The 23,412-nt window shown below is 63.5% G+C and carries 23 protein-coding genes; 15 read left to right on the top strand and 8 right to left on the bottom strand.

Annotation, left to right across the window (positions count from 1 at the left end):
- Window positions 1-86: 86 nt before the first annotated feature.
- Window positions 87-1,352 carry an NAD(P)/FAD-dependent oxidoreductase gene (locus FJ490_RS15040; RefSeq protein ID WP_140728416.1) on the bottom strand — a complete coding sequence of 422 codons (1,266 nt, stop codon included), beginning with the start codon at window positions 1,350-1,352 and terminating at the stop codon, window positions 87-89.
- Window positions 1,353-1,694: 342 nt separating this feature from the next.
- Here FJ490_RS15040 and FJ490_RS15035 point away from each other — a divergent pair, with 342 nt between their 5' ends.
- The 10 genes from FJ490_RS15035 (at window position 1,695) to FJ490_RS14985 (ending at window position 12,927) form a co-directional block, all read left to right on the top strand.
- Entirely contained in the window at window positions 1,695-1,919 is a 225-nt protein-coding gene (locus FJ490_RS15035; protein ID WP_140499061.1) for a hypothetical protein, read from the top strand.
- Between the two features lie 120 nt (window positions 1,920-2,039).
- Complete coding sequence (ligD, locus tag FJ490_RS15030) at window positions 2,040-4,526, top strand: DNA ligase D (protein ID WP_140728417.1); 2,487 nt, start codon at window positions 2,040-2,042, stop codon at window positions 4,524-4,526.
- Window positions 4,527-4,748: 222 nt separating this feature from the next.
- Window positions 4,749-5,657, top strand: coding sequence for a Ku protein (locus FJ490_RS15025; protein WP_140499057.1), 909 nt, complete (start codon window positions 4,749-4,751; stop codon window positions 5,655-5,657).
- Window positions 5,654-6,775 carry a tetratricopeptide repeat protein gene (locus FJ490_RS15020; RefSeq protein WP_140728418.1) on the top strand — a complete coding sequence of 374 codons (1,122 nt, stop codon included), beginning with the start codon at window positions 5,654-5,656 and terminating at the stop codon, window positions 6,773-6,775. Before FJ490_RS15025 ends, FJ490_RS15020 begins: the two co-directional genes overlap by 4 nt.
- A gap of 222 nt (window positions 6,776-6,997) precedes the next feature.
- On the top strand, window positions 6,998-7,642 hold the full coding sequence (locus FJ490_RS15015; RefSeq protein ID WP_140728419.1) for an alpha/beta family hydrolase: 645 nt from the start codon (window positions 6,998-7,000) through the stop codon (window positions 7,640-7,642).
- 7 nt (window positions 7,643-7,649) lie between these two features.
- The gene (locus tag FJ490_RS15010; RefSeq protein WP_140565350.1) at window positions 7,650-8,420 is read left to right on the top strand and encodes an exodeoxyribonuclease III; all 771 of its coding nucleotides are present in this window, start codon (window positions 7,650-7,652) and stop codon (window positions 8,418-8,420) included.
- Window positions 8,421-8,774: 354 nt separating this feature from the next.
- Window positions 8,775-10,085, top strand: coding sequence for a hypothetical protein (locus FJ490_RS32685; protein WP_140728420.1), 1,311 nt, complete (start codon window positions 8,775-8,777; stop codon window positions 10,083-10,085).
- The gene (locus tag FJ490_RS14995; RefSeq protein WP_140499048.1) at window positions 10,082-10,903 is read left to right on the top strand and encodes a hypothetical protein; all 822 of its coding nucleotides are present in this window, start codon (window positions 10,082-10,084) and stop codon (window positions 10,901-10,903) included. The genes FJ490_RS32685 and FJ490_RS14995 overlap by 4 nt, the downstream gene beginning before the upstream one ends.
- Window positions 10,900-11,931, top strand: coding sequence for a hypothetical protein (locus tag FJ490_RS14990; protein WP_140565344.1), 1,032 nt, complete (start codon window positions 10,900-10,902; stop codon window positions 11,929-11,931). The genes FJ490_RS14995 and FJ490_RS14990 overlap by 4 nt, the downstream gene beginning before the upstream one ends.
- 33 nt (window positions 11,932-11,964) lie before the next feature.
- Window positions 11,965-12,927, top strand: a complete 963-nt coding sequence (locus tag FJ490_RS14985) for an OmpA family protein (RefSeq protein ID WP_181165263.1) — start codon at window positions 11,965-11,967, stop codon at window positions 12,925-12,927.
- Window positions 12,928-13,080: 153 nt separating this feature from the next.
- Here the strand turns inward: FJ490_RS14985 and FJ490_RS14980 are convergent, their stop codons facing one another.
- Both FJ490_RS14980 and yghU read right to left on the bottom strand, forming a co-directional pair.
- On the bottom strand, window positions 13,081-13,821 hold the full coding sequence (locus FJ490_RS14980; RefSeq protein ID WP_140499042.1) for a sulfotransferase family protein: 741 nt from the start codon (window positions 13,819-13,821) through the stop codon (window positions 13,081-13,083).
- A gap of 355 nt (window positions 13,822-14,176) precedes the next feature.
- Window positions 14,177-15,043: a glutathione-dependent disulfide-bond oxidoreductase gene (gene yghU / locus FJ490_RS14975; RefSeq protein WP_140728421.1), complete on the bottom strand. Its 867-nt coding sequence runs from the start codon at window positions 15,041-15,043 to the stop codon at window positions 14,177-14,179.
- A gap of 235 nt (window positions 15,044-15,278) precedes the next feature.
- Between yghU and FJ490_RS14970 the strand changes: the two genes are divergently transcribed.
- Window positions 15,279-16,184 carry a S1C family serine protease gene (locus FJ490_RS14970; RefSeq protein ID WP_140728422.1) on the top strand — a complete coding sequence of 302 codons (906 nt, stop codon included), beginning with the start codon at window positions 15,279-15,281 and terminating at the stop codon, window positions 16,182-16,184.
- 164 nt (window positions 16,185-16,348) lie between these two features.
- On the opposite strand, the gene FJ490_RS14965 is transcribed toward FJ490_RS14970, so the two are convergent.
- A complete protein-coding gene (locus FJ490_RS14965) occupies window positions 16,349-16,618 on the bottom strand; it encodes a hypothetical protein (RefSeq protein ID WP_140728423.1) in 270 nt (89 codons plus the stop codon).
- A 36-nt stretch (window positions 16,619-16,654) separates the two neighbouring features.
- The gene (locus tag FJ490_RS14960; RefSeq protein WP_246672659.1) at window positions 16,655-16,966 is read right to left on the bottom strand and encodes a hypothetical protein; all 312 of its coding nucleotides are present in this window, start codon (window positions 16,964-16,966) and stop codon (window positions 16,655-16,657) included.
- Window positions 16,967-17,233: 267 nt separating this feature from the next.
- Here FJ490_RS14960 and FJ490_RS14955 point away from each other — a divergent pair, with 267 nt between their 5' ends.
- Window positions 17,234-18,856: an ABC-F family ATP-binding cassette domain-containing protein gene (locus tag FJ490_RS14955; RefSeq protein WP_140499032.1), complete on the top strand. Its 1,623-nt coding sequence runs from the start codon at window positions 17,234-17,236 to the stop codon at window positions 18,854-18,856.
- Window positions 18,857-18,892: 36 nt separating this feature from the next.
- On the opposite strand, the gene gcvA is transcribed toward FJ490_RS14955, so the two are convergent.
- Entirely contained in the window at window positions 18,893-19,777 is an 885-nt protein-coding gene (gcvA, locus tag FJ490_RS14950) for a transcriptional regulator GcvA (protein WP_140499030.1), read from the bottom strand.
- 111 nt (window positions 19,778-19,888) lie between these two features.
- On the opposite strand from gcvA, the gene FJ490_RS14945 reads away from it, so the two are divergent.
- A complete protein-coding gene (locus FJ490_RS14945) occupies window positions 19,889-20,374 on the top strand; it encodes a VOC family protein (protein WP_140728424.1) in 486 nt (161 codons plus the stop codon).
- A gap of 32 nt (window positions 20,375-20,406) precedes the next feature.
- Window positions 20,407-21,138 carry an SDR family oxidoreductase gene (locus tag FJ490_RS14940; protein WP_140728425.1) on the top strand — a complete coding sequence of 244 codons (732 nt, stop codon included), beginning with the start codon at window positions 20,407-20,409 and terminating at the stop codon, window positions 21,136-21,138.
- A gap of 24 nt (window positions 21,139-21,162) precedes the next feature.
- Here the strand turns inward: FJ490_RS14940 and FJ490_RS14935 are convergent, their stop codons facing one another.
- Both FJ490_RS14935 and FJ490_RS14930 read right to left on the bottom strand, forming a co-directional pair.
- Window positions 21,163-21,693: a DUF1629 domain-containing protein gene (locus FJ490_RS14935; RefSeq protein WP_140565323.1), complete on the bottom strand. Its 531-nt coding sequence runs from the start codon at window positions 21,691-21,693 to the stop codon at window positions 21,163-21,165.
- A gap of 87 nt (window positions 21,694-21,780) precedes the next feature.
- The gene (locus FJ490_RS14930) at window positions 21,781-22,134 is read right to left on the bottom strand and encodes a hypothetical protein (protein ID WP_140556406.1); all 354 of its coding nucleotides are present in this window, start codon (window positions 22,132-22,134) and stop codon (window positions 21,781-21,783) included.
- 126 nt (window positions 22,135-22,260) lie between these two features.
- Between FJ490_RS14930 and FJ490_RS14925 the strand changes: the two genes are divergently transcribed.
- Window positions 22,261-23,388: a KamA family radical SAM protein gene (locus FJ490_RS14925; RefSeq protein WP_140728426.1), complete on the top strand. Its 1,128-nt coding sequence runs from the start codon at window positions 22,261-22,263 to the stop codon at window positions 23,386-23,388.
- The last annotated feature ends 24 nt before the right edge of the window (window positions 23,389-23,412 follow it).

Here is a 23,412-nt window from a genome sequence, read left to right as displayed (position 1 = left end):
CCGGCACGGCCGGTTGCCCAGCTCTTCCGCTTTGACAGGCGAGAGCCCCGCCTGATCGCGCTGATACATGGCGGGGCCCGCGATGCTCAACGCGGCTTCGGGCCGGCGGGAACCGAGGCTTCGCCCAGTCTCACGGTGGAGCGCCGTGCGTTCTGCCCCTTGCTTCTGGCAGTGCGTATGAAACGGGTGACGACCTGCGCCGCATACGGGGTGGCGGCGGTGAAACGCATCAACGGGCCAAAACTCGCGACCGCGCTGGCGCCGACAAAATGCAGGCCGGGAATGTTCGATTCCAGTCCCGTGGAAAGGACAGGCGATCCGTCGCGGCAGGCGATCGCATCGAGGAAATCGGGGGCGAAGAGCCCGAGCTTGCCGATGTCTATGCGATAGCCGGTCGCGAGCAGGACGTGATCGTAAGCGGTCGAGCCGTTCTCGAACCGCAAGTCTAGTCCGGAGTTGCTGGCGGAGGCGCCGACGATCACGCGGCCGGCCTTGACCTTGATGCCGCCGAAGTCCGGCCGCAGCCAGCCTGACGCGCCGGCCCTGAGGCCACGCGCATTGACCCAGCGTCGCGCCGCCGCCGGCAAACCATGCACGAGACCCGGCGCCTCGATCAGCCAGGACAGCGGGAACGGGCCGACGCGCGAGGGCGACGCCAGGAGTTCCTCGGCGGCGCCGAGCACATTGCGGCCCCGGTTGCTGGACGGCGCGCCCAGCCAATGGATGTCGCCCCGGCAGACGAGTTCGACGTCGGCTCCCGCCTTTCTCAGCAGGACGGCGGATTCGCAGGCGCTCTGTCCGCGTCCGACAACGGCGACATGCTTGCCGGCAAAGGCTTCGAATCCAATGTGCGCGCTGGTGTGGCTGACCAGTTCGGAGGGCAGGCCGGTGAAGGCGGCGGGCACCAGTTCCTGGTTCTTCAGGCCCATGGCGACGACGACGCGGCCGGCGCGAACCGCATCGCCGTCGGCAAGGATCAGCCGGAATCCCGCATTGGTCCGTTCGACACGGCTCACCATGCGCGTGTCGAGATCCGGAACCGCCTGAGCCTGAACCCACATTCCATAGTCGACGAAATCTTGCCGCAGCAATGGCTCGCGCAATTGGACGCGCTGGCCGCTGGCGTAGGAATCGAGGGAGAGCGGGCCGTTCGGGTTGCCGATAAAGGTTGCGCGCCAGGGCGAGCGAAGCCGCATGCCCCGAGGCATGTTCTCGCGCCAAAAGCCCATCGGGCTGCCAAAGGCAAGCACGTCTACATCAGCTGCCCTGAGCGCCGTGGCGACGCCAAGTCCGAAAGGTCCGGCGCCGACAACAGCCACTTCACAGTCATTGCTTCGCACGGAAGCGGTCATGAACCTTGTTCTCCTGGATGGCCGCGCCATCCCCGCGCCGCTCTGACGCATTGGCGCCGCGGCCGGAGCCCGCCCTATTCCTAGGCGCGCCGAGGTTAACAATGCGGAAAGCAGAAGCGCCGAGCCGCCTCGGCGCATATGCCAAACAAGATGTCATATTGTTCCAGCCCACAGGTTCGCGGACATAATCGAGCCAATGCCGTCGGCTATGCTTGCGTCTTGCAGGGAAGCCGCCGCGGCGAAGAAATTGACACCCGCGCCGCTCTCCGCCATCCTTGGGGCCAGTCGCCGGACCGCGAAGAGCGGTCGAGTTCCGTGTCAGGGCGACCGAGGGCGAAGCGCATGTCCAGTGCCGTGAACAGCCAGAACTCCAAGCGTGCCGCGGTGCGCAAGGCGCTCGACCGCCACAAGGTCTACATCACCGCGCAGAGTTTTTCAGGCGGCACCTATAGGGCGCGCGTGCTGGTCGATGGCGAGGCCTACTGGGTCGACGAATTCCGCTTGAGCCAGCTGCGACAGGGCCTGTCGCCCGCTGAGCTCGAACTGACGCCGGCGGCCGACGATTGAGCGTGGTGACTGGTTGGCAGCGACGTTTCGGCTAGTCACCCTGATACATGCCGCATCGGACCGTTCGAGCAGGCATGGCGCTCTGTTGTTGCAATTGGCTGGCTTGCGACGGTCGATGCCATGACGACGCCCTCCAAGCTCAAACCTTACCGCGCCAAGCGCGAATTCTCGAAGACGCCGGAACCGGCGGGTGGGTTGATCGCCGAGGAGGGCAACCGCTTCGTCGTCCACAAGCACCATGCCACGGCGGATCACTACGACCTGCGCCTTGAGGTCGGCGGCGTGCTGAAGAGCTGGGCGGTGCCGCGCGGACCTTCGCTCAATCCGGCCGACAAAAGGCTGGCGGTCGAGACCGAGGACCATCCGCTCGAATATATCGACTTCGAGGGCGTCATTCCCGAAGGCGAGTATGGCGGCGGGCCGATGATCGTCTGGGACACGGGCAGCTGGGCGCCGATGGAGGATGTCGAGAAGAGCTTGCGCACCGGCGCCTTCAAGTTCCGGCTGGCCGGGAAAAAGCTCAATGGCGGCTGGATGTTGACCAGGCTGAAGCCGAAGCCCGGCGAAGAGGAGGGCAAGAAGAATTGGCTTCTGTTCAAGGAGCGCGATCTCGCTTCCAATCCCACGCTCGACATCCTCGAAGAGCGGCCGGAGAGCGTGAAATCCGGCCGCCGTATCGAGGAGCTGGTGGCGCCGCCGCCGGCCAAGGCTGCGCCAAGGCCCGGCACGCTGAAGCCCGGCGCCTTGTCCGGCGCGGTCAAGGCCTCTCCCGCCGCCCGCATAGAGCCGCAGCTGGCGACACAGGTGCCGAAACCGCCGGGCGGTGACGATCCTTGCGACCGCACCGGCGAGTCCTGGCTGCATGAGATCAAGTTCGACGGCTACCGCACCATGGCGCATCTGACAGGTGGCGAGGTCAGGCTGATCACCCGCGGCGGCATCGACTGGACCAAGCGTTATGGCGATCTGCCGCATGCCTTCGCCAAGCTGCCGTGCCGGGAGGCCATCATCGACGGCGAGATCGTCGTGCTCGACGGCAAGGGCATTTCCCGCTTCGCGCTTCTGCAGGACGCGCTGGCGGAGGGCGCCGGCAGCAAGCTGCATTTCTACGCCTTCGATCTCCTGCATCTCGACGGCTGGGATTTGCGCAAGGCGCCGCTGGAAAGGCGCAAGGCGCTGCTGGCCGAACTGCTCGCCGGCCTGCGCGCCAACTCCGCGATCCAGTACAGCGATCACGTGGGCGGCGACGGGCAGGGGCTTTACGACCAGGCCTCGGAGCTTGGCCTGGAAGGCGTCGTCTCCAAGCGCGCAACCGCGGCCTACCAGAGCGGCCGCACGAAGAGCTGGACCAAGACCAAGGCGCTGCAAACCGGCGATTTCGTCATCGCCGGCTACACGGTTTCGGATGCAGCCGAGGGGCTGGCGGCGCTTGGCCTTGCCGAATTCGAGGACGGCGAGCTTCACTATCGCGGCAAGGTCGGCACCGGCTTCGACGCCGAGACCGCGGCCGATCTTCTGGCCCGGCTGGAGCCGCTCACATCAGGCGCCATGGCGCCCGAAGGCGCGCCGCGCGAAATCATGCGCGAGATGCATTGGGTGAAGCCGCTGTTTTCAGCCCATATCCATTACGCCAACCGCACGGCGGACAATGCTCCGCGCCATGCGGTGTTTCGCGGCCTCAGGGATGTCGGCCTGTCGACGCCGGTTTCGGCCAAGCGCAAGCGGCTGATCGCGGAGGCTGACCTCGCCACGATCTGGGTAACCAACCCGACCAGGCGCCTGTTCGGCAAGACCGGGCCCACCAAGCTCGACATCGCCGTCTACTACGCGCTGGTCGGGGATTTCATGCTGCCGCATATTCTAGGGCGTCCAGTGTCGCTGGTGCGCTGCCCGACCGGCCTGCCGAAGGACTGCTTCTTCCAGCGCCATGCCTTCACCGGCATACCGCCTTCGGTTGCCACCTTCGAGGCGACCAATTCCGAGGGTGAGACCAAATCCTACCTCTCGGTCGAGGGCGCGAAGGGCTATCTGGCGCTGGCGCAGTTCGGCGTGGTCGAGTTCCACACCTGGGGCACGCATCGCACCAGCCTCGACAGGCCCGACCAGATTGTCTTCGATCTCGATCCGGGCGAAGGGATCTCCTGGCGCGAAGTGGTGGAGGCCGCCGTGCACATCAAGGGCGAACTGGAGGAGCTGGGGCTGGTGCCCTTCGCCAAAACCTCGGGCGGCAAGGGCATCCATATCACCGTGCCGGTGACGGCCAGGCAAAACTGGAAGACGCTGCACCAGGCGACCAGCGCTATTTCCGCGCATCTGGCGGCAAGCGCGCCGGACACCTTCACCACCACAATGGGCAAGGACAACCGCAAGAAGCGCATCTTCATCGACTATCACCGCAACGCGCGCGGCCACACCTCCGCCGCACCCTATTCGCTGCGCGCCCGCACCAACCTGCCGGCCTCGACACCGGTGAGCTGGGCGGATCTGGAGACGATCGACGCGCCGCAGGACCTGAACTATGCGTCGCTGCCGGGACTCTTGGAAACGTCGGGCGATCCGTGGGCTGAGATCGACGAGTTTGCTCGGGATTTGCCTACGTTCAAATAGATTGGTTTCCTCCCCGCTTCGCGAGGGCGAAGAAACCCAAGTCCATCGACGCTTTTGACAATTTGAATTATTCTCTACTCGCGGCCCTTCCGGCGTCCTAAAACATTTCGTCAGGATTTGCCGGTAAGGTGCGGGGTCGGTGTAGGATTTACGCAGCCTTGTTCGTCCTTCGGACGAAAGCGCTGCGAAAAGTTTCAGTGCATGGCCGCGTAGGAGTTCATCATGGCGCCCAGGGCAAGTTGGAAAGGTTACCTCAAGCTCAGTCTGGTGAGCTGTCCGGTGCGGCTATACCCCGCCACCAGCGCCAGCGAGCGCATCTCGTTCAACCAGTTGCACAAGAAGACCCACAACCGCATCAACATGAAGCCGGTCGATCCGGAACTCGGACTGGTCGAGCGTTCGGACCTGGTCAAGGGCTACGAGTACGAGGACAAGCAGTACATCATCATCGACGATAGCGACCTCGACGCGGTGCGCATCGAATCCAACCACACGATGAACATCGAGGCCTTCGTCGACGAGGACGAGGTCGACGTCATCTACCAGGACGCGCCCTATTACATGGCGCCGGACGGTGCGATGGCGGAGGAGACTTTCGCCGTGCTGCGCGAAGCGATGCGCAAATCCGGCAAGCTGGCGATCGCCCGGCTGGTCCTGTCCAGCCGCGAGCGCGTGGTGACGATCGGCGCGCGCGAAAACGGCATGTTCGTGTGTACGTTGAGGAACCCGAACGAAGTGCGCGGCACGGCTGAATATTTCGGCAACATCCCTGCGGGCAACCCGGATCCTGAAATGCTGCAACTGGCCGAAGCGCTGATCAAGCAGAAGGAAACCACCTTCGATCCGAAGAACTACGAGGATCGCTACGAGATCGCGCTGATGGCGATGATCCGCGAGAAGCTGAAGGGCCACAAGCCTATCATCGCGGCGGCACCCGAGCGCGGCAACGTCATCAATTTGATGGATGCGCTGAAGGCGAGCCTGTCGCAGTCGCAGTCGAAGCCGCCGGCCAAGTCGAAGAGCAAGGCCGACGAGAAGCCCGCCGCCAAGGCCAAGGCGGCCGCGGGCGGCGCTGCTGAGAATCCGCTGAAAGCCAACCTGCTGAAGGCGGTCGGCAAGAGCAAGAAGTGACGGCACCAGCCGGCGCCATATTCGGCACGATCGGCGCGCTGGCGGCGTTTCCGCTCAGGCTGGCGGCGCGCGAGGTCGCGCGCCAGCATGGCGAACTCAGGCGCGGTGTCATCCGGCGCACCACGCATGTCGTGTTCGGTCGCGGTCTGCTGGTCAAGGCCGGTCTGGTCAAAGCCGGGCTCACGAAGACCGGCGATGCCGACATCGAACGCCGCGTCGCCGCCGAGCGTGGCGCCGGGCGTGCATTGCTCAGCGAGAACGGTTTTCTGCGCCTGCTCGGACTGATGAAGGCGCCTGAGGCCTCCTCCCTGTCGCGGCAATCGCTGATCGATCAGTCGCGACTGTCCGGCGCCGACCTCGATCTCCTGTCGCTGTTCGATGCCTTCGAACATGACGCGGAACCCTATTCCTTCCGCGACCTGATCCTGGCGCGCAAATATGCCGGGCTGGTCGCCGGTGGCGCGACATGGGGCGCCATCGCGCGCTCGGTGCATCGTTCCGGCCCGGTGGCTTCGCTCACCGCCAAGTCGCTCGCGGTCGGCTCGGCATCCGGACGGCCCGATACGATCTATCTGGATGGCGGCGAGAGCGAGCTCGACGGGCAATTGCTGTTCGATCTCGGCGCCTCCGACGACGATCCGCTGGAAGAGCTGTTCGCCGAGGCCGAAGCGGCGGAGGAGGGCGGCGACCATGATGGTGCCGCCGCGCTCTACCAGCGCTGCCTTGCCATCGATCCAGGCGACGCGATCGCCGCCTTCAACCGCGCCAACTGCCTGCGCGCCGGCGGCCACGCGGCGGAAGCGGCCCACGACTATGCCCGCGCGATCAAACTCGATCCGGCTTTCGTCGAGGCCTGGTTCAATCTCGCCGGGCTGATGAGCGAGGAGGGCAAGACGGCGTCGGCGCGAAGGCACTTGCGAAAGGCGATCGCACTCGACGGCAATTACGCCGATCCGGTTTTCAATCTCGCCCGGCTCGAATTCGACGCCGGCGAACTGCTCGAGGCGCGGCGGCTCTGGGCGCGCTATCTGGAACTCGATGCCGAGTCCGAATGGGCCGGCGTTGCGGCCAGGGGCGTGCAGTTCGTGGACATGCAGCTGGCGAAATCGGCGGGGTAAAGCTCTTTCCTTCTCCCGTTTTGGGAGAAGGTGGATCGGCGCGCAGCGCCGAGACGGTTGAGGGGTGCGTGTTGGAATGAGGCGTTTGCGTTTCCTGGAACACCCGTCATCCGGCCGAGCTTCGCGAGACCACCCCCGGGGCGAGCCAACGGTCTCGCCCGCCCTTCGGGTCCCACAAGGGGAGAAGGGGTCACCAACGCCGAGCCACGGGAGCCCTATTCCATGACCACCTTCCTCTTCGACGGCGACGACACAGCTCCCGTCACCATCCTGCTCGCGCATGGCGCCGGCGCGTCGATGGATTCTCCTTCGATGACCGCCACCGCCAAGGCGGTGGCGGCAGTAGGCTTTCAGGTCGCGCGGTTCGAGTTCCACTATATGGCGTCCCGCCGCTATGGCCACCGCAAGCCGCCGCCGCGCGCCGAGACAGTGAACCCGGAATACATCAAGGCGATCGCCGACCTCAGGGCGAGGGGCGTGACCGGGACGTTGATCATCGGCGGCAAATCGATGGGCGGTCGCGTCGCCTCGATGGTGGCGGACGAGATGTTTGCCAGGGGCGAAATCTCGGGCCTGCTTTGCCTCGGCTATCCCTTCCACCCGCCCGGCAAGCCCGAGCAGTTGCGGACCAAGCATCTGGCCGGGTTGACGATACCGACGCTGATCTTCCAGGGCACGCGCGACGAGTTCGGCACGCCCGACGAGGTTGCCGGCTATGGGCTCTCCGACAGCATCGAGATCGTATGGTTGGAGGATGGCGATCACGATCTGAAGCCGCGCAAGAGCATCTCGGGGTTTTCGACCGCCGATCATCTGAAGACGCTGGCCGAAACGGTGAAGGCTTGGACGGGCAAGCTCGTCTCTTGACCCGCCGATGAAAATCGCCTCCTTCAACATCAATAACGTCAACAGCCGACTGAAGAATCTGCTGACCTGGCTGGCGGCGGCAAGACCCGATGTCGTCTGCCTGCAGGAGTTGAAGGCGCGCGATATGCATTTTCCGCGCAGTGCCCTGGCCGATGCCGGCTACGGCGCGGTGTGGAAGGGGGAGCCGACCTGGAACGGCGTCGCCATACTGGCGCGGGGCGCCGAGCCGGTGCTGACGCGCGGTGTGCTGCCCGGCGACGATGCCGACAGGCAGAGCCGCTACATCGAGGCGGCGGTGAACGGAATCGTCATCGGCTGCCTGTACGCGCCGAACGGCAATCCGCGACCGGGACCGAAATTCCAGTACAAGCTCGCCTGGCATGACAGGTTCGCCGCGCATGCGGCACAACTGCTCGACACCGGTCTGCCGGTGGTGCTGGCGGGCGACTACAACATCGTGCCCGAGCCGCGCGATATCTATGCCACGCGCTCCTACGACGATAACGCGCTGGTACAGCCGGAAAGCCGGGCAGCCTTTGCGGCGCTCATCGAGCAAGGCTGGACGGACGCACTGCGCAAGGTGTACCCCAAAGAGACGCTCTACACCTTCTGGGATTACCGGCGGAACCGCTGGCCGCGCGATGCGGGCTTGCGGCTCGACCATATCCTCCTGTCGAAGAAGCTCGCCCGCAAGCTCAAGGCTGCCGGCATCGACCGCGACGTGCGCGGTGAGGACGGCGCCAGCGACCACGCGCCGGTGTGGGTGGAGTTGCGGTGAGGGGCGGCGTTTGGCGAAGCAGAATGCCCGCTCTCTTTTTCTCCGCCCTTCGGCGACAGCGACCATACAGTATACGGCGCAGAGTAAAATACGGCTCCCTAGCAGTAGACAGTCATTCTGATGGAATTGCCGTGCTTTTGCGTCCGCAAAAGCTCCACTTTCGATTGGGCGAAACTCGTTGAAGAATCCGGAGCTTACCGCTAGCCTCGATCCGGGTGGTCGGAAGAGTGTACGTGGGGTGGAATGTTCGGGTCACTGGAAAAGCTCAAGCAACGGCTGTTGCGGCCGCCGCATGCCTATAGGCCGACGACAGAGTCATTCCCCGACATCGACGTCCAGCGCATTGCAACGGATATGCGGCTTGCGGAGAAAGGCGAGAAGCGGGGCAGGGAGAATCTGCCTCAAAGCGATGACCTACCTTACGATGCCGTTGAAAACGATATCGTCGAATTGGTCGGAGCCGCCCAGAAACAATCCCACGATCATCTGGAGAACCAACTTGCGGGGTTCAGGCAGCGTCTCATCGACCTCGACTTTGAATCGCGCTTTGCCAACATAAAAGCGGCATCCACGGCTGGTCTCTCCGACTTGAAAGCCGAATTGCAGATGGGAATCGATGATCTGCATGGGCTGCGTCGCGATCTGAAGGAGGCAGAGTCCTGGCATCGTGATTTCAAGGATCAGAACGGGCTTCGCCGGCCCTGCAAGAAGACCACCGCCATCGGTACGACGTTGAAATGGCTCTTTGTGGTGGCGCTGGTGATGGCAGAGCTCGTCATCAATGGCGAACTGCTTGCAAAGCGAAACGAGCTCGGGCTGGTCGGCGGCATCGTCGAGGCGCTGATCTTCGCGATTCTCAATGTCGGCGTCGCGCTGATGTTCGCCCTCTATGGCGTGCGCGAGATCGCGCATCGCTCGATTTTCCGTAAGTTTGTCGGCATTCTCGCCATCGCGGCCTATATCGGCGCAGCGATTGCCATCAATCTTGGTCTGGCGCATTACCGCGAGGTTGCCGGAACGATCGCGACCAATGGCGACGAGGTGATGCGACGCTTGCTAAGCGCGCCATTCGCGCTGAACGAATTTCGCTCCTGGATACTCTTCTTCCTCGGTGTGATGTTTTCACTCTTTGCCCTGATCGATGGGCTCAGCATGCGTGACACTTATCCAGGCTACGCCACGGTTGATCACCGGCTTGACGAGGCGCGGGCAAATTATCGAAACAAGCGGCAAGGCCTGATCGGCGAGCTTTCCGATGTTCGCAGTGGTTATGAGGACGAACTCGCCGATGCGCGCGCCGACCTCAGCAAGCAGCGGACAGAACACGATGCGATCGTGGCCCATCGCTCTCGGTTGGTTGGGCTGTTCGACGCCCACCAAGCTCAGCTTGAACGTGCGGCAAACAGCCTGTTCCGAATCTACAGGGACGCCAATATCGCTGTACGCACGACACCCGCGCCGGAGCGCTTTTCGCGGCCATACCAACTCGGCCGCATCGGCGTCCAGTATTTCCGCGACGGGGAATGGAACAGCGACGAATTGCAAGCTTCCATCAAGGATGCGCAAGGCGACCTCGACAAGATGCTGGTCGTCCTGGGTGAACAGTTCGAGGCTGCGTTGAAGCAGTATCGCGAACTGGATGTGCTGGTGCCTGAAGCCCAATGAGCGGTCGACGGTCCCGGCGCTCGCCTTCCAACCTTGTCAACTGGGGCTGGATTATTCTATTCGCGCTCGGCCTCATTGCCGCCGCGATAGGCTTTACCTACGTCTATGTCTCTGCGCGCTCGCAACTCGTCGAACTTGACGATCGGCTTTGCCCGGTCGTCGGAGCTGCGTCGCAAACCATCATCCTGATCGATACCACGGATGCAATCGCTGACGTCACCAAACTGAACATCCAGACCCTGCTGCGCGATACCGCCTCCGGCATCCAGCGCGGTGGCTTGCTCGAGATCAGGGCCCTTACATCAGCGGTACCCTATACGAAAGAACTCTTCTCGCTGTGCAACCCCGGCAATGGCGGCGACCTCAGTGCTTTCACCGGCAATGCGGCGCTGGCGCGAGAGCGTTGGCAAGCGGGATTCGGCCAGCCGCTGCTGGTTGCGCTTGAGAAAGCGGTCGAGGCAAACAAGGCCGACAGCTCGCCGATCATGGCCGGCATTCAGTCGATAGCCGTCAGCCATCTGGTCGCCCAGAAAACGCGTGCGGTCCCCTCGCGGCTGATTGTCGTTTCGGACATGTTCGAGAATACCGAATTCTTCTCTCACTACCGCGGCGCCACAGATTTCGATGCCTTCAAAAAGTCGCCCGCGGCAAACCGCTTCGCTACGGATCTCGCTGGCAGCGATGTGTCGATCTGGCTCATACGCCGGGCGAAGTCGCCCGTCGACAGCGTCGCGTTGATGGCATTCTGGCAGCAGTGGATTGATTACAATCACGGCGTTTTCAGCTCTGCCAAGTCGTTGCAAGGAGTTGAAGGGTGAGGCGGCCGCGCGTGGCCAGCCGGCAGTTGGACGCTGCGGCGCCACTGGTCTTTATCGTTTTTACCGGCCTGGGCGCCGCCTACATAGTCGTGGCCAAATCGCTTTCCGTGTCGGCATTCGTCGTTACCTTCGTGCCGATCGCGCTGATGATGGGCTACGCGGCGATGATCATGATCGCGCGCGGGCTCCGGCTGCGCGACGACCAAACCGGGGACAACTTCTACTATATGGGCTTCATCTTCACGCTCACCAGCCTCGCCGTTTCGCTTTACCAGTATGGAGGCGGTGGCGCAGTCGACGAGATCGTGCGCAATTTCGGCATCGCGGTTGCCTCCACCATCGCCGGCATTGCATTTCGCATCGTCTTCAATCAGCTCCGACGCGACCCCATGGAAGTGGAACGCGTGTCACGTCTCGAGCTCGCAGAAACATCCCGCAAGGTGCGCCGGGAACTCGATGGCATCCTGAGCGAGATGAACCATTTCCAACGCTCCAACCAGCAGATGCTGCAAGAGGGCTATCACGAGATACGAACGCAAGTGGAAACCTCGGCGAAATCCCTGGTCCAGTCTCTGGACCTGCTCGCCAAGGAAGCTTCCGAGCACATCAGGGCATCCTCGCTGGCGATGCAGAGCGGAATAGACACCAAGGAGCTGCGGGGCGGCATCGACCAGACAGCCAAGGCAGTTCACGATATCAACGCCATCCTGACCAGCGCCAGCACGCAGATTGCGACCGCGACACAGATGATGGCCGACAAGCTCGCTGGCATGTCGACACCCGACAAGGTCATCGAGGTTCGGCTGGAGCCGGTCGTGGCCGGTTTGCAGCGGGCGATCGAAACCGCCATGAGCGATTTCTCTTCCCGTCTTGGCGATGTGGCGGAGCTTCGGCGCGGGCTGGAACAGTCCACGGCGGAAGCGCTTCGGGCCAGCGATGTGCTCGACAAACTTGCGGCGACATTTGAGGGTTATGATCGAGCGCCGACGCGGCAGGGTCTATTCAGACGGCTCTGGCGTGGCGGCTAAAGCGCGTTGCATGGTCAGTGTGGGACGATGTCGATGAAGATGCCTTCCTCGCTTATCGCCGAAGGGGAACGCGGCCATCGCCGAGGCGTGGTGCTTGGGCTCACAATGGCCGAGCTTCTCCTCCTTCTGCTTTTCTGCCTCCTTCTGGTCTCGGCCAGCATCGCACAGCGAAAAGATGAGAGGATCGCCGAGCTGCAGGCCTCCGCGAACCTGGACATCACGGTGGGCCAGCTTGCCGACATGCGTGCCGAACTGGCGCGCCTGCAGGCGCTGTTTCCAAAAGCGGCGCTTCCTTTGCCGCCAGCCAACTGGACCGAGCTCGTTGCGGCCAAAGCGGTGATCGACGGGCTTACGGAAAAGGGCATCGATGCCGCGCCGACGTCAGACCCGACGCTGCGGAAATTGCTGCTCGAAATCAGCGAAGCCAAAGCCGCCGACCCCCGTCTGCTGGACCGACTTGAAAAGACGCTCTCGGCCTCCAACGACAGGAGCGCGGACGCTGAATCGTCGATGCAGTGGCCGCCGATGATAACGTTGAGCGACGACGGCTATACATTTGAACGTGGCAGCGCTGCTCTCACCGACGCGTTCCGGGCTCGTTTGCAGACCAAGGTCACGGACGACGTTCTGTCTTTGCTGACACGCTACAAAGTCGATGTCGTCGAGATCGTCGGTCACACGGATGAGCAGAAAATCAATCCGGCCAAGCCGTCCAACCTCGATGCGGTTGCGATCTCGGCGATGAACGGAGCCAGCGCTATCAGCGATTTGACCCCGGCCGACAATGCGGGGCTGGGGCTCTCGCGCGCTATCGCGGTAGCGAACGCGCTGATCCAGACGGGACGGCTGGGCAGTGTGAAGATCATTCCGTTGTCAGCGGCACAGCTCGTAATGCCGGGAGACATTATCGCCGACGGCAGCCGCGTTGGCGATGTTCGGGAACGCCGGCGTATCGAGATTCGGGTACGACGGTCCTCGGACGGCGGCACCAATTAACGCGGTGATCGCGCGATTCAGCCTGCTTGGCGGTATCGACAACGACGCCCTTGTTTTGACCGTAGCGCTTTTTCGCAATCGCGTGGCCTGGATCGCAAAGCCTTCGCGTCGCTTCGCTCCCGCTGCACCGAGGGATCGACGAACGGCGCCCAACTACCCCAGCCACCACCATAGCGCCGCGATCACCGCGATAACGGCCGCCACGCTTAGCGCCAGCATGATGTAGGAGCCCTTGATGATGTCGGCGATGATCTTCTTGATGGCCTCGCGGTCGTTGAGATTGGGGAAGGGCTCGTTCGGTTGCGCCACGTCGAGGAAGTGGCAGAGCGGGGCCCAGCCTTCGCTGACCTTGAACACCAGCAGCTTTTCCGGCGGCACCGCCGCCTTCACTTCCTCGACATATGCGTTGTAGCGCTCCACGGCCTTGGCGCGGTTGCCCATGACGCCGGCTAGCGTGCGGCCCCAGATCAGCCTGCGTGACATGTCGCCGAATTTCCGGCCGAACGGCGTCAGCCATTCCAGGATCTTGAACTGCCAGACATTCTCGGTGAAGTAGATCGTGTCGATGGTGCTCTCGTACCAGGCTTCCGCGCCGCGCGGGTGCAAGGTGAGCAGCACCTTGGCGTCGGGATAGGCGGCCATCAGTTCGCGCCACACGCAGCAGCCGGGATTGTCGACCGTCGCCTTGTAATTGCCGAACACCCGGCTCCAGTCCTGCTGCGTGCCGGGCGGGCTGTTGGCCACCTTGCGCCAGAAATCGAGATGGCCCTTGTTGGCCTTGTTCAGGATCACTTCCTGCATGTGGTAGCAGGGCAGGCCGAGCCTGTTCAGCGCGACGAAGGTCGACCATGTACCGGTGCGGCCAAAGCCGGCCCCGATCAGCGTGAGCGTCATTTGTTCCCCCGACCAAACCAAGGCCGCGTGCTCGCGCCCAAAAAGGACGCCGCGGCAACCCTAGGCATGCCCTGCGCGACAAGGACGCCGCGCTGCAGGATCGATTTGCTCGCTTGCATCGATCTGCTGGCAACACGTTGCGCCCCGGCCGGCATTTGCGCAACAGATTTCTATGGGGCCTGTGTGAGAGGACCGCTGTTGACGTCGGACGATGATAGAAGAAGACGCATTGCCTTCTTGGACGGCGCGGAGCGGATCGGCGCGATATCCACGCCTCCAGGTGAGACGTTGCCGTCATCGACGCTTTCGCAAAATCAAACGGAGGGCGGGCAGCGCCGCTGCCCGCCCTCGCAGCTCACTCAGCCGCGAGCTTGTCCTGCGTGTTCGTGTCGAAATCGCTGGCGTCGTGGCGTTCGTGCAGCTGCATCGCGGGTTCGCCGAAGGCGCGGTTGACCATGCGTCCGCGCTTGACCGCGGGGCGCTCGTCGATCGCCTTCGCCCACCGCTGCACGCTCTTGTAATCCTGCACCGAAAGGAACTCGCCGGAATCATTGTACATGCGGCCGAGCGCCAGTCCGCCATACCAGGGCCAGACCGCCATGTCGGCGATCGAGTAGCCGGCGCCGGAAAGATATTCGGTTTCGGCCAGGCGGCGATCGAGCACGTCGAGCTGGCGCTTGGTTTCCATGGCAAAGCGGTCGATGGCGTATTCGATCTTGGTCGGCGCGTACGCATAGAAATGACCGAAGCCGCCGCCGAGATAAGGGGCAGAGCCCATCTGCCAGAACAGCCAGGACAGGGTCTCGGCGCGCGCCGGCTGGTCGGTCGGCAGGAACTCGCCGAACTTTTCGGCGAGATAGGTGAGGATCGAACCGGACTCGAAGACGCGGATGGGCGTGGCGCCGCTGCGGTCCATCAGTGCGGGGATCTTGGAGTTCGGATTGACCTCGACGAAGCCGCTGCCGAACTGGTCGCCATCGTTGATCCTGACCAGCCAGGCGTCGTATTCGGCGCCCTTGTGGCCAAGCGCCAGCAGTTCCTCCAGCATGATCGTCACCTTGACGCCGTTCGGCGTCGCCAGCGAATAGAGCTGCAACGGGTGCTTGCCCACCGGCAGCACCTTGTCATGCGTCGGGCCGGCGATCGGGCGGTTGATGCTGGCGAAGGCGCCGCCGCTCGGCTTGTTCCAGGTCCATACTTTCGGCGGAGTGTATTCGGTCATCGCGGGGCCTCGTATTGTGGGGAGAGACAGGTTGGAAGCGGGACTGGCAGTTGCACCTACAGCTAGGGCTGCAAACGGGAAAGTTCAACTTGCGTTGAACTATTGTCAATGACCATCCCTCTCATCTTCCCTTCGGGCTTCGAAAGGATGGAGGGGATGCCCCCAACCCCTTGCGCCTTGGTTCGCGTGCCATACCTATAGGAACGTGACCCCCAAGCCCGTCCAGGACAAGAGTATGCCCATCAATCCCAACAGACGCTCCGTCGTGGCGGTGCGCGCCACCATTCCAGACGATGCCTTCACTGCCGGGGCATTGGGCACGCTGCGCGAAGGCAGCGGCGTCGTTATCCGCGACAATGGGCTGGTGCTGACCATCGGCTATCTCATCACCGAGGCGGAAGAGGTGTGGCTTACGACCCATGACGGCCGCATCGTGCCGGCGCATGCGCTGGCCTACGACCAGGAATCGGGCTTTGGCCTGGTCCAGGCGCTGGCGCCGCTTGGCCTGCCTGCGGTGGCGCTGGGCGACGCCGGCAGGGCCAGGATCGGGGATAGCGTGGTGCTCGCCGATGGCATCGGCCAGTCGGTTCAGGCCAGGATCGTCACCAAGCAGGAATTCGCCGGCTATTGGGAATACCTGCTCGAGGAAGCGATCTTCATCGCGCCGGCGCATCCTTCCTGGGGCGGCGCGGCGCTGTTCGATGCAAAGGGCGCGCTGCTCGGCGTCGGGTCGCTGCGCCTGCAGATGAGCCGCGACGGCGAGGTCGCCGATATCAACATGGTGGTGCCGATCGACCTGTTGCCGCCCATCCTCGACGATCTCCTGACGCGCGGCCAGGTGGCGCGGCCGCCACGGCCATGGCTCGGCGCCCTCTCGGCCGAAAGCGACGGCCGGGTGGTGGTGATGAGCGTGACCGAAGGCGGTCCGGCCGCCAAGGCGGGCCTGCGCGAGGGCGACGTCATCTCCGACATACGAGACGGCGCGGTCGACGGGCTGGCCGATTTCTATCGCAAACTATGGGAGAGCGGTTCGGCCGGGGCCGAGATCCCGATGCGGGTCCTGCGCGACGGCCGTGAAACCTGGCTGCGCGTCAAATCCGCCGATCGCGACAGTTTCCTGAAGAAGCCGCAGTTGCAGTGAGCGCGTTACCTTCTCGGCAGCAGAGAAGGAAAGCCTTCAGCCCAGTCCGAAAAGAAAAGCCGCCGTCGCTTGCGCGAGGGCGGCTTTTCCCTGGGACGACGTCAGGAAAAAACGATCAAGGGATTCAAGATACCGTTCTATCTCCTTGTTCGGGCTTGAGAAGATCAAGCCGCGGCCTTGTGCTTCCTGACGGCGTGCTTGTGGCTGTGCTTGCGTACAGGCTTCTTCACATGCCTGCTGGCGTGCTTGGGATGCTTGACATGCTTGTGCGCGGCCGCCTTGACCGGCTTCTTCACGGCAGCGGCAGCGAGCGGAGCCGCGGTCGAGGCTGCCGCGGTGGTGGCGGCCGCGTTGGCGGTGCTGGCGCCGAGAACCGGCATTGCGAGACCGAGTGCAATGGCCAGGCCGAGCGCGGAGAGGAGAGGCTTGTTCATGAAAGGCTTCCTTGTTTCAGAGATAGATGGTGGACGTCACTGGTTCAGATCGACCGGTGTCACGCCCAGAAGTTTCAAGGCGTTGGCGAAGGTACGGATGCCCTGCGCCTCCTTGCGTTCGGCACAAAAACGGCTGGCCTTGTTCTGGAGCGCGGTTGCCTCGGCCAGATGGATCGCACTGGCACCGAGGTCGTTTTTCGTCTCGATGGCTCCGTCGAGTTGAAGACCGAGCCGGCTGCAGGACTCGCTGCGGGTAACCGCCGCTTCCGCACCCGACGGTGCGACCGCATTGATGGCAAACGAAATGCCAAGCAGGGCACCCATCCATCCGGTCGAACGTGGTTTCATTTTCGGGACCGTCCCTTTGCGTTGCGCCGCGACCGGTTCCGGCCGCCGCGGGGGTGGTTATCGCAGCACCGCTTTTCTCCAGTTTTTCCCGGATGTTGAATCTTGTTTCTGAAGTGTGTCTGGAGGGCACTTCTTCTCCCTCCTCCGCCGTGGGAAGCGTAAGAGCGCCGCGCCCGCTGCGGCGCTTCTGCCTCTTTCCTCGCCGCTGTCATTCGCGTATGGGCCGGGGCAACTCCCGCACCCTCACATCAGCCTCCCGGACCACTCATGATCAGACTGGAAAACATCGGCAAGCAGAACGGTCGTCAGCTTGTCTTCATCGAGGCGTCGGCCGCCTTGCAGAAAGGCGAGAAGGTCGGGCTCGTCGGCCCCAACGGCGCCGGCAAGACGACGCTGTTTCGCATGATCACCGGGCAGGAGCAGCCCGACGAGGGCCAGGTGCAGGTCGATCGCGGCGTCACCATCGGCTATTTCAGCCAGGATGTCGGCGATATGGACGGCCGCAGCGCGGTGGCCGAAGTGATGAACGGCGCCGGGCCGGTGAGCGAAGTGGCGGCCGAGATGGCGGCGCTGGAGGCGGCTATGGCTGATCCCGACCAGGCGGACCGGATGGACGAGATCATCGAACGCTATGGCGAGGCGCAGCACCGCTTCGAGGAACTCGACGGCTATGCGCTCGACGGCCGGGCGCGGGAAGTGCTCGACGGTCTCGGTTTCTCGCAGGAGATGATGGACGGCGACGTCGGAAAACTCTCCGGCGGCTGGAAGATGCGCGTGGCGCTGGCACGCATTCTGCTGATGCGGCCCGACGCCATGCTGCTCGACGAGCCGAGCAACCATCTCGACCTGGAAAGCCTGATCTGGCTCGAGCAGTTCCTGAAGAATTATGACGGCGCGCTCCTGATGACCTCGCACGACCGCGAGTTCATGAACCGCATCGTCAACAAGGTGGTGGAGATCGACGGCGGGTCGCTCACCGCCTATTCCGGCAATTACGAATTCTACCAGCAGCAGCGCGCGATCGCGGACAAGCAGCAGCAGGCGCAGTTCGAGCGCCAGCAGGCGATGCTGGCCAAGGAGATCGCCTTTATCGAACGTTTCAAGGCGCGCGCCTCGCATGCGGCCCAGGTACAGAGCCGGGTGAAGAAGCTCGACAAGATCGATCGCGTCGAGCCGCCCAAGCGCCGCCAGACGGTGAATTTCGAGTTCCAGCCGGCGCCGCGCTGCGGCGAGGACGTCGTGACGTTGAAGAACGTCCACAAGGCCTATGGCAGCCGTTCGATCTACGAAGGGCTCGACTTCCAGGTCCGCCGCCGCGAGCGCTGGTGCATCATGGGCGTCAATGGCGCGGGCAAGTCGACGTTGTTGAAGTTGGTGGCCGGAGCCTCAGATCCCGACCAGGGTTCGGTGGCGCGCGGGCCTAGCGTGAAAATGGGCTATTTCGCCCAGCATGCCATGGAACTGCTCGACGGCGAGCGCACCGTGTTCCAGACGCTGGAGGACAATTTTCCGCAGGCCGGCCAGGCGCCGCTTCGGGCGCTTGCCGGCTGCTTCGGTTTTTCCGGCGACGAGATCGAGAAGAAGTGCCGGGTGCTTTCGGGCGGCGAAAAGGCGCGGCTGGTGATGGCGCTGATGCTGTTCGACCCGCCCAACCTCCTGGTGCTGGACGAGCCGACCAACCATCTCGACATCGTCACCAAGCAGATGCTGATCGAGGCGCTGTCGCAGTATGAGGGCACCATGTTGTTCGTCTCGCACGACCGCCATTTCCTCGCGGCGCTGTCCAATCGCGTGCTGGAACTGACGCCGGATGGCATCCACACCTATGGCGGCGGCTACACCGAATATGTCGAGCGCACCGGGCAGGAGGCACCGGGGCTGAGGGGATAAGCACAGAGGCTACTCTCCGGAAGCGGCCGTGGAACGCTACGCCGTCATTTCCGAAAAGAGCCAATCGCGAAAAGCCTTCACCTTGCGCCGTCGGACCGCGTCCGGAGGGTAGACCAGGTAGAAGCTGGAAACCGATTTCAGCGCGTGGCCGAAAGGGCGGACAAGCCTTCCGGTGGCGAGGTCGGCCGCCACGAGCATGGTCCGGCCAAGTACCACGCCTTCACCTTGCACGGCCGATTCGACGGCGAAAGTGGCGGAATCGAAGGTAATCCCGCTCCGCGGATCCACGCCTTCCACTCCCGCGCTGGACAGCCAGGCCGCCCAGCCGATCGGGAAACCATCATGGATCAGCGTGTGGTGCCTGAGATCGTCGGGCTTCTCCAGCGGCCAGGCGCCCTGCATGAGCCTCGGGCTACACACTGGAAACACCTCCTCGCCAGTGAGGAATTCCGATGTGAGACCCGGATAGTTTCCGGCGCCATAGCGGATGGCGACGTCGATGCCGTCGCCAAGGAAATTGGTCAACCTGCCCGTCGTCGAAATCCTGACGTCGATGTCGCCATGCGCGCGATGAAAGCGATAGAGCCGCGGCACCAGCCATTTTCCCGCGAAGCCGTCGGAGGTGGAGACGTTCAATGTCGAGCCCGAATGGGCGGCCGTCGCCGATTGGGTGGCGGCCGCAAGCTGGTCGAGCATCTCGTGGACCGCCCTCGCATAGGGCTCGCCCACGGCGGTGAGGCGCACCGAGCGCGTCGCGCGCTCGAACAGAAGCACGCCGAGCTGTTCCTCAAGGTGCTTGATCGCCCGGCTGACGGCGCCGTGCGTGACGTTGAGCTCGTCGGCTGCCCTGGAGAAATTCAAATGCCGCGCGGCGGCCTCGAAGGCCGGCAGCGCGTTGAGTGGGGGAAGTCTGCGGATCATGGCCAATCTGTGAGATTTGATCACAAATCCTTGCCAAAGTTTGGATTGTCTGTCCAGCGCATGCTGGACAGAATGCTCGCAGGATTTGTGATCAAACGTCACGAGAGCAGCATGGCTACCGTTCACCCCTTCCTCTGGTTCAATCTCAACGCCGAAGAGGCGCGCGACTTCTATCTGTCTGTGTTCAAGAATGGCCGGGCGCTTGAGGCGATCGAATTCACCGATTTCGTCGGCGGCACGAATAAAACGGTGCCGCACGCGATTTTCGACTTCGAGCTCGAGGGCCAGCGCTTCACCGCGCTCAATGCCGGCTCGATGCCGCCGTTCAACGAGCGGATCTCGCTCTACATCGAGACCAAGGACCAGGCCGAGACAGATTATTACTGGAACGCGCTGACGGCGGGCGGCGGCGCAGAAAAGCCTTGCGGCTGGCTGAGGGACAAATTCGGCGTCTACTGGCAGGTGATCCCCGAAGCGGCGCTGCGCCTGATGAACGACCCGGACCGCGACAAGGCGGGCCGGGCGCGGCAGGCGATGTACAAGATGAGCAAGATCATTGTCGCCCACATTGAGGCGGCCCACGCCGGCAAGGCGTAATCCAGCAGTCCATCCTGAAGACGGAGGTTCCCATGGCATCGCTCAAGGGCAAGAGAATTATTGTCGTCGGAGGCAGTTCCGGCATAGGGCTCGGCGTAGCGGCAGCCGCGCTGGAGCGCGGCGCGGAGCTGGTGATCGTCGGCCGCTCGGGCGAAAAGCTCAAGGCCGCGGAACGGACGCTCGGCCCGGGCGGTCGCGTGCGAAGCCTTTCCGCTGATATGACGAAAGAGGCGGATATTGCCCGGATGTTCGACGAAACCGGTGCCTTCGACCACCTCGTCTCGACAGCCGGCACGCCGCCGCCCAACGACCCGATCGGCCAGACCGACATGGACTACGTGCGGCGCTTCGTCGACAACAAGCTGATCGGCGCCGTGATGCTCGCCAAACATGGTGGGCGCACGCTGAAAGCCGGAGGGTCCATGACCTTCACATCAGGCATCAACAAGGACCGCCCGCCGGTTCCCGGAGGCTCGGTTGTTTCCGCGATCGCCGGTTCATTCGGCTATTTCGCCCGGGCGCTGGCGCTGGAGCTGGCCCCGACGCGCGTCAACATCGTGTCGCCGGGATGGGTCGACACGCCGATGTGGGACGAACTCGTCGGTGAGGCCAAATCCGGTTTTTTCGCCGGCATGGCCGCCCGCCTGCCCGCGAGGAAGGTCGCTACGCCCGCCGACGTCGCCCCCGCCTATCTCTACCTCATGGAAAGCGAATTCACGACCGGCGAGACGATCCGCATCGATGGCGGACAGAACCTGATCTAGTTGGCATCGCGGGGTCGTCAAACGTCACGCTTCGATGCGACGCCACCTGGGTTTGAACGATACCGTCCGCAGTCCGGCGTCGCGCACGCGATTGACGAATGCGTCGTTGACGAACACCGGGGACGCGCGCATCGGCAGCTTGAAAATTTCGGCGGTGCCGATCTTGTCCGCATCGAATTCGTATCGCTCGATCGCGAGAATGGCGCCGTCATCAAAATAGACGATTCCAGACCGCTCCTCGTCCAGCGCATCGATCACGGTGGTCACGTTGAAAAGCCAGACCTCTTCCCCGCGCAACGGGATCAGCTGGCCATAGGGCAGCAGATATGCCTTCAGCGCGTCGACGGCAGGCTTGCGCAAAAGCGGCGCATGCTCGCCTAGCCAAGGGAAGTCCGAATAGAGGGGGTCGCCCTCCGACACGCGGCGCATGACCGGTGGATCCCAGTTCTCGAGGGGTGTTCCGTCAAGGGAGGAGAAGACCTCGTAGTAGGCCTCGTCGACCGGAAGCACCCATTCCTGGCCCTCGACAACCGCGAATTCGTAAATGGTCGTCATCGCCGGCGTTCCCAAGTTCAGGCCTGCTTCCGCTTCTGCGATCCCATCAAACGCTGGCCTGCCTTCAGAAGCATCAAAGCATATCATCTATGGATATTTTGTCGTGGCCGGGGGGCTCGGCTCGCCCGCGAGTTCGTTCGGCAGCGGCAAACTCGAGCACTGCAAATGTATCCTGCGGGCGAATATCTTGCGCTCCTTTTGCTCGTGCTCCTTGATGGCTGCCGCGAGACCCAATCCGTAAGGGCCAAGGAAGACACCGGTCCCCCAACCGGGATGCTCTTTTTCACGCGCATCATAGTTCGAGGCCTCGACCCGGGCCTGTTGGCATTCCGGCGATATCCATTTCGGGTCTTGCGTCGAAAGCGAGGCCCCATAATCCACCGGAGAGCTCACACATCCAGTTGCCACCGTGGCTAGCACCACCAACACCACAAGTCTCATCCCGGGTCTTCTCCGCGGCATTTTCGAGAGCACAGACCCTCCTTGCTACACGGGGAAGGCCGGCGCAAGGCGGTTGACCCGGCAGGCCATCCGGCCGATAGGTCCGCTAAAAACCTCGAGAACCCCATGACCACACAGCTCCACGATGAGACGACGGCCGCAGCTGAGCCCGTTTCCGATGCCGACGCCGCCTGGCAGGACGACATCCGCGCCGGCGTGCGCCATGTGCGCGACCTGGCCCTGCTGCCGCTGTCGCCGGGCGAACGCGCGGCGGCCCAGGAAGCAGCCTCCCGCCACAAGGTGCGTATCCCCAAATCCTATCTCGACCTGATCGACTGGGAAGACCCCGCCGATCCTATCCGGGCGCAAGTCATCCCGTCTCCCGACGAGCTGGTGACCGGCGAAGGCGAGCTCGACGACCCAATCGGCGATCACGCCTTCAGTCCGGTGCCCAGGCTGACGCATCGCCATGCCGACCGGGTGCTGCTGTTTCCCACCTATCAATGCGCGGTCTATTGCCGCTTCTGCTTCCGCAAGGAGTCCCTGACCTCGATCGGACGCGGCTATACGCGCGAAGCCCTGGAGCCGGCGCTCGCCTATATCGCTTCCCACCCCGAGATCCGCGAGGTGATCCTGACTGGCGGCGACCCGCTCTCGCTGCCCGACAAGGCGCTCAGCGAAATCCGCGCCCGCATCGAGGCGATCGCGCATGTGCGGCTGATGCGCATCCACACCCGCGTACCGGTCGCGCTGCCTTCACGCATCACGCCAGGGCTGGTCGCTGCCTTGCAAGGCCGGCTGATGATCACGGTCGTCACTCATTTCAACCATCCGCGCGAGATCACCGATGCGACCGAGGCGGCCTGCCGTGGCTTGCGGCAGGCGGGTTTCGTGCTGCTCAACCAGAGCGTCCTGCTCAAGGGCGTCAACGACACTGTCGAGGTGCAGGAAGAACTCTGCCGCGAGCTGATGTACCGCCTGGGGGTAAAACCCTATTACCTCCACCACGGCGACCTTGCGCGCGGCATGGCGCACCGCCGCACCACGATCGCCGAAGGCCAGGCGCTGGTGGCCGCGCTGCGCGCGCGCCTGTCCGGCATCTGCAATCCCATCTACGTGCTCGACCTGCCCGACGGTGGCGGCAAGGTGCCGATCGGGCCGGGTTACGTGGAAGACCGCGACGGCGGCAACTGGCGCATTCGTGGGCAGGATGGAAAAGTGAGGGAATATACCGAAGTGGTGAGCCAGCTCTGAGTCCACATTCCCGGCGGCGTCCGT

Source organism: Mesorhizobium sp. B2-5-11, assembly GCF_006440835.1.
In the GTDB taxonomy this organism is placed as follows: domain Bacteria; phylum Pseudomonadota; class Alphaproteobacteria; order Rhizobiales; family Rhizobiaceae; genus Mesorhizobium.
The sequence above is the reverse complement of the archived record's forward strand: the minus strand, read 5'-3'. Positions and strand labels throughout refer to the sequence as shown.

What these genes read in the sequence shown, in the direction of transcription:
- FJ490_RS15040 (WP_140728416.1), bottom strand. Translation starts at nt 1,352, where the DNA reads ATGACCGCTTCCGTGCGAAGCAATGACTGTGAAGTGGCTGTTGTCGGC.
- FJ490_RS15035 (WP_140499061.1), top strand. Translation starts at nt 1,695, where the DNA reads ATGTCCAGTGCCGTGAACAGCCAGAACTCCAAGCGTGCCGCGGTGCGC.
- ligD (WP_140728417.1), top strand. Translation starts at nt 2,040, where the DNA reads ATGACGACGCCCTCCAAGCTCAAACCTTACCGCGCCAAGCGCGAATTC.
- FJ490_RS15025 (WP_140499057.1), top strand. Translation starts at nt 4,749, where the DNA reads ATGGCGCCCAGGGCAAGTTGGAAAGGTTACCTCAAGCTCAGTCTGGTG.
- FJ490_RS15015 (WP_140728419.1), top strand. Translation starts at nt 6,998, where the DNA reads ATGACCACCTTCCTCTTCGACGGCGACGACACAGCTCCCGTCACCATC.
- FJ490_RS15010 (WP_140565350.1), top strand. Translation starts at nt 7,650, where the DNA reads ATGAAAATCGCCTCCTTCAACATCAATAACGTCAACAGCCGACTGAAG.
- FJ490_RS32685 (WP_140728420.1), top strand. Translation starts at nt 8,775, where the DNA reads ATGCGGCTTGCGGAGAAAGGCGAGAAGCGGGGCAGGGAGAATCTGCCT.
- FJ490_RS14995 (WP_140499048.1), top strand. Translation starts at nt 10,082, where the DNA reads ATGAGCGGTCGACGGTCCCGGCGCTCGCCTTCCAACCTTGTCAACTGG.
- FJ490_RS14985 (WP_181165263.1), top strand. Translation starts at nt 11,965, where the DNA reads ATGAAGATGCCTTCCTCGCTTATCGCCGAAGGGGAACGCGGCCATCGC.
- FJ490_RS14980 (WP_140499042.1), bottom strand. Translation starts at nt 13,821, where the DNA reads ATGACGCTCACGCTGATCGGGGCCGGCTTTGGCCGCACCGGTACATGG.
- yghU (WP_140728421.1), bottom strand. Translation starts at nt 15,043, where the DNA reads ATGACCGAATACACTCCGCCGAAAGTATGGACCTGGAACAAGCCGAGC.
- FJ490_RS14970 (WP_140728422.1), top strand. Translation starts at nt 15,279, where the DNA reads ATGCCCATCAATCCCAACAGACGCTCCGTCGTGGCGGTGCGCGCCACC.
- FJ490_RS14965 (WP_140728423.1), bottom strand. Translation starts at nt 16,618, where the DNA reads ATGAACAAGCCTCTCCTCTCCGCGCTCGGCCTGGCCATTGCACTCGGT.
- FJ490_RS14960 (WP_246672659.1), bottom strand. Translation starts at nt 16,966, where the DNA reads ATGAAACCACGTTCGACCGGATGGATGGGTGCCCTGCTTGGCATTTCG.
- FJ490_RS14955 (WP_140499032.1), top strand. Translation starts at nt 17,234, where the DNA reads ATGATCAGACTGGAAAACATCGGCAAGCAGAACGGTCGTCAGCTTGTC.
- gcvA (WP_140499030.1), bottom strand. Translation starts at nt 19,777, where the DNA reads ATGATCCGCAGACTTCCCCCACTCAACGCGCTGCCGGCCTTCGAGGCC.
- FJ490_RS14945 (WP_140728424.1), top strand. Translation starts at nt 19,889, where the DNA reads ATGGCTACCGTTCACCCCTTCCTCTGGTTCAATCTCAACGCCGAAGAG.
- FJ490_RS14940 (WP_140728425.1), top strand. Translation starts at nt 20,407, where the DNA reads ATGGCATCGCTCAAGGGCAAGAGAATTATTGTCGTCGGAGGCAGTTCC.
- FJ490_RS14935 (WP_140565323.1), bottom strand. Translation starts at nt 21,693, where the DNA reads ATGACGACCATTTACGAATTCGCGGTTGTCGAGGGCCAGGAATGGGTG.
- FJ490_RS14930 (WP_140556406.1), bottom strand. Translation starts at nt 22,134, where the DNA reads ATGAGACTTGTGGTGTTGGTGGTGCTAGCCACGGTGGCAACTGGATGT.
- FJ490_RS14925 (WP_140728426.1), top strand. Translation starts at nt 22,261, where the DNA reads ATGACCACACAGCTCCACGATGAGACGACGGCCGCAGCTGAGCCCGTT.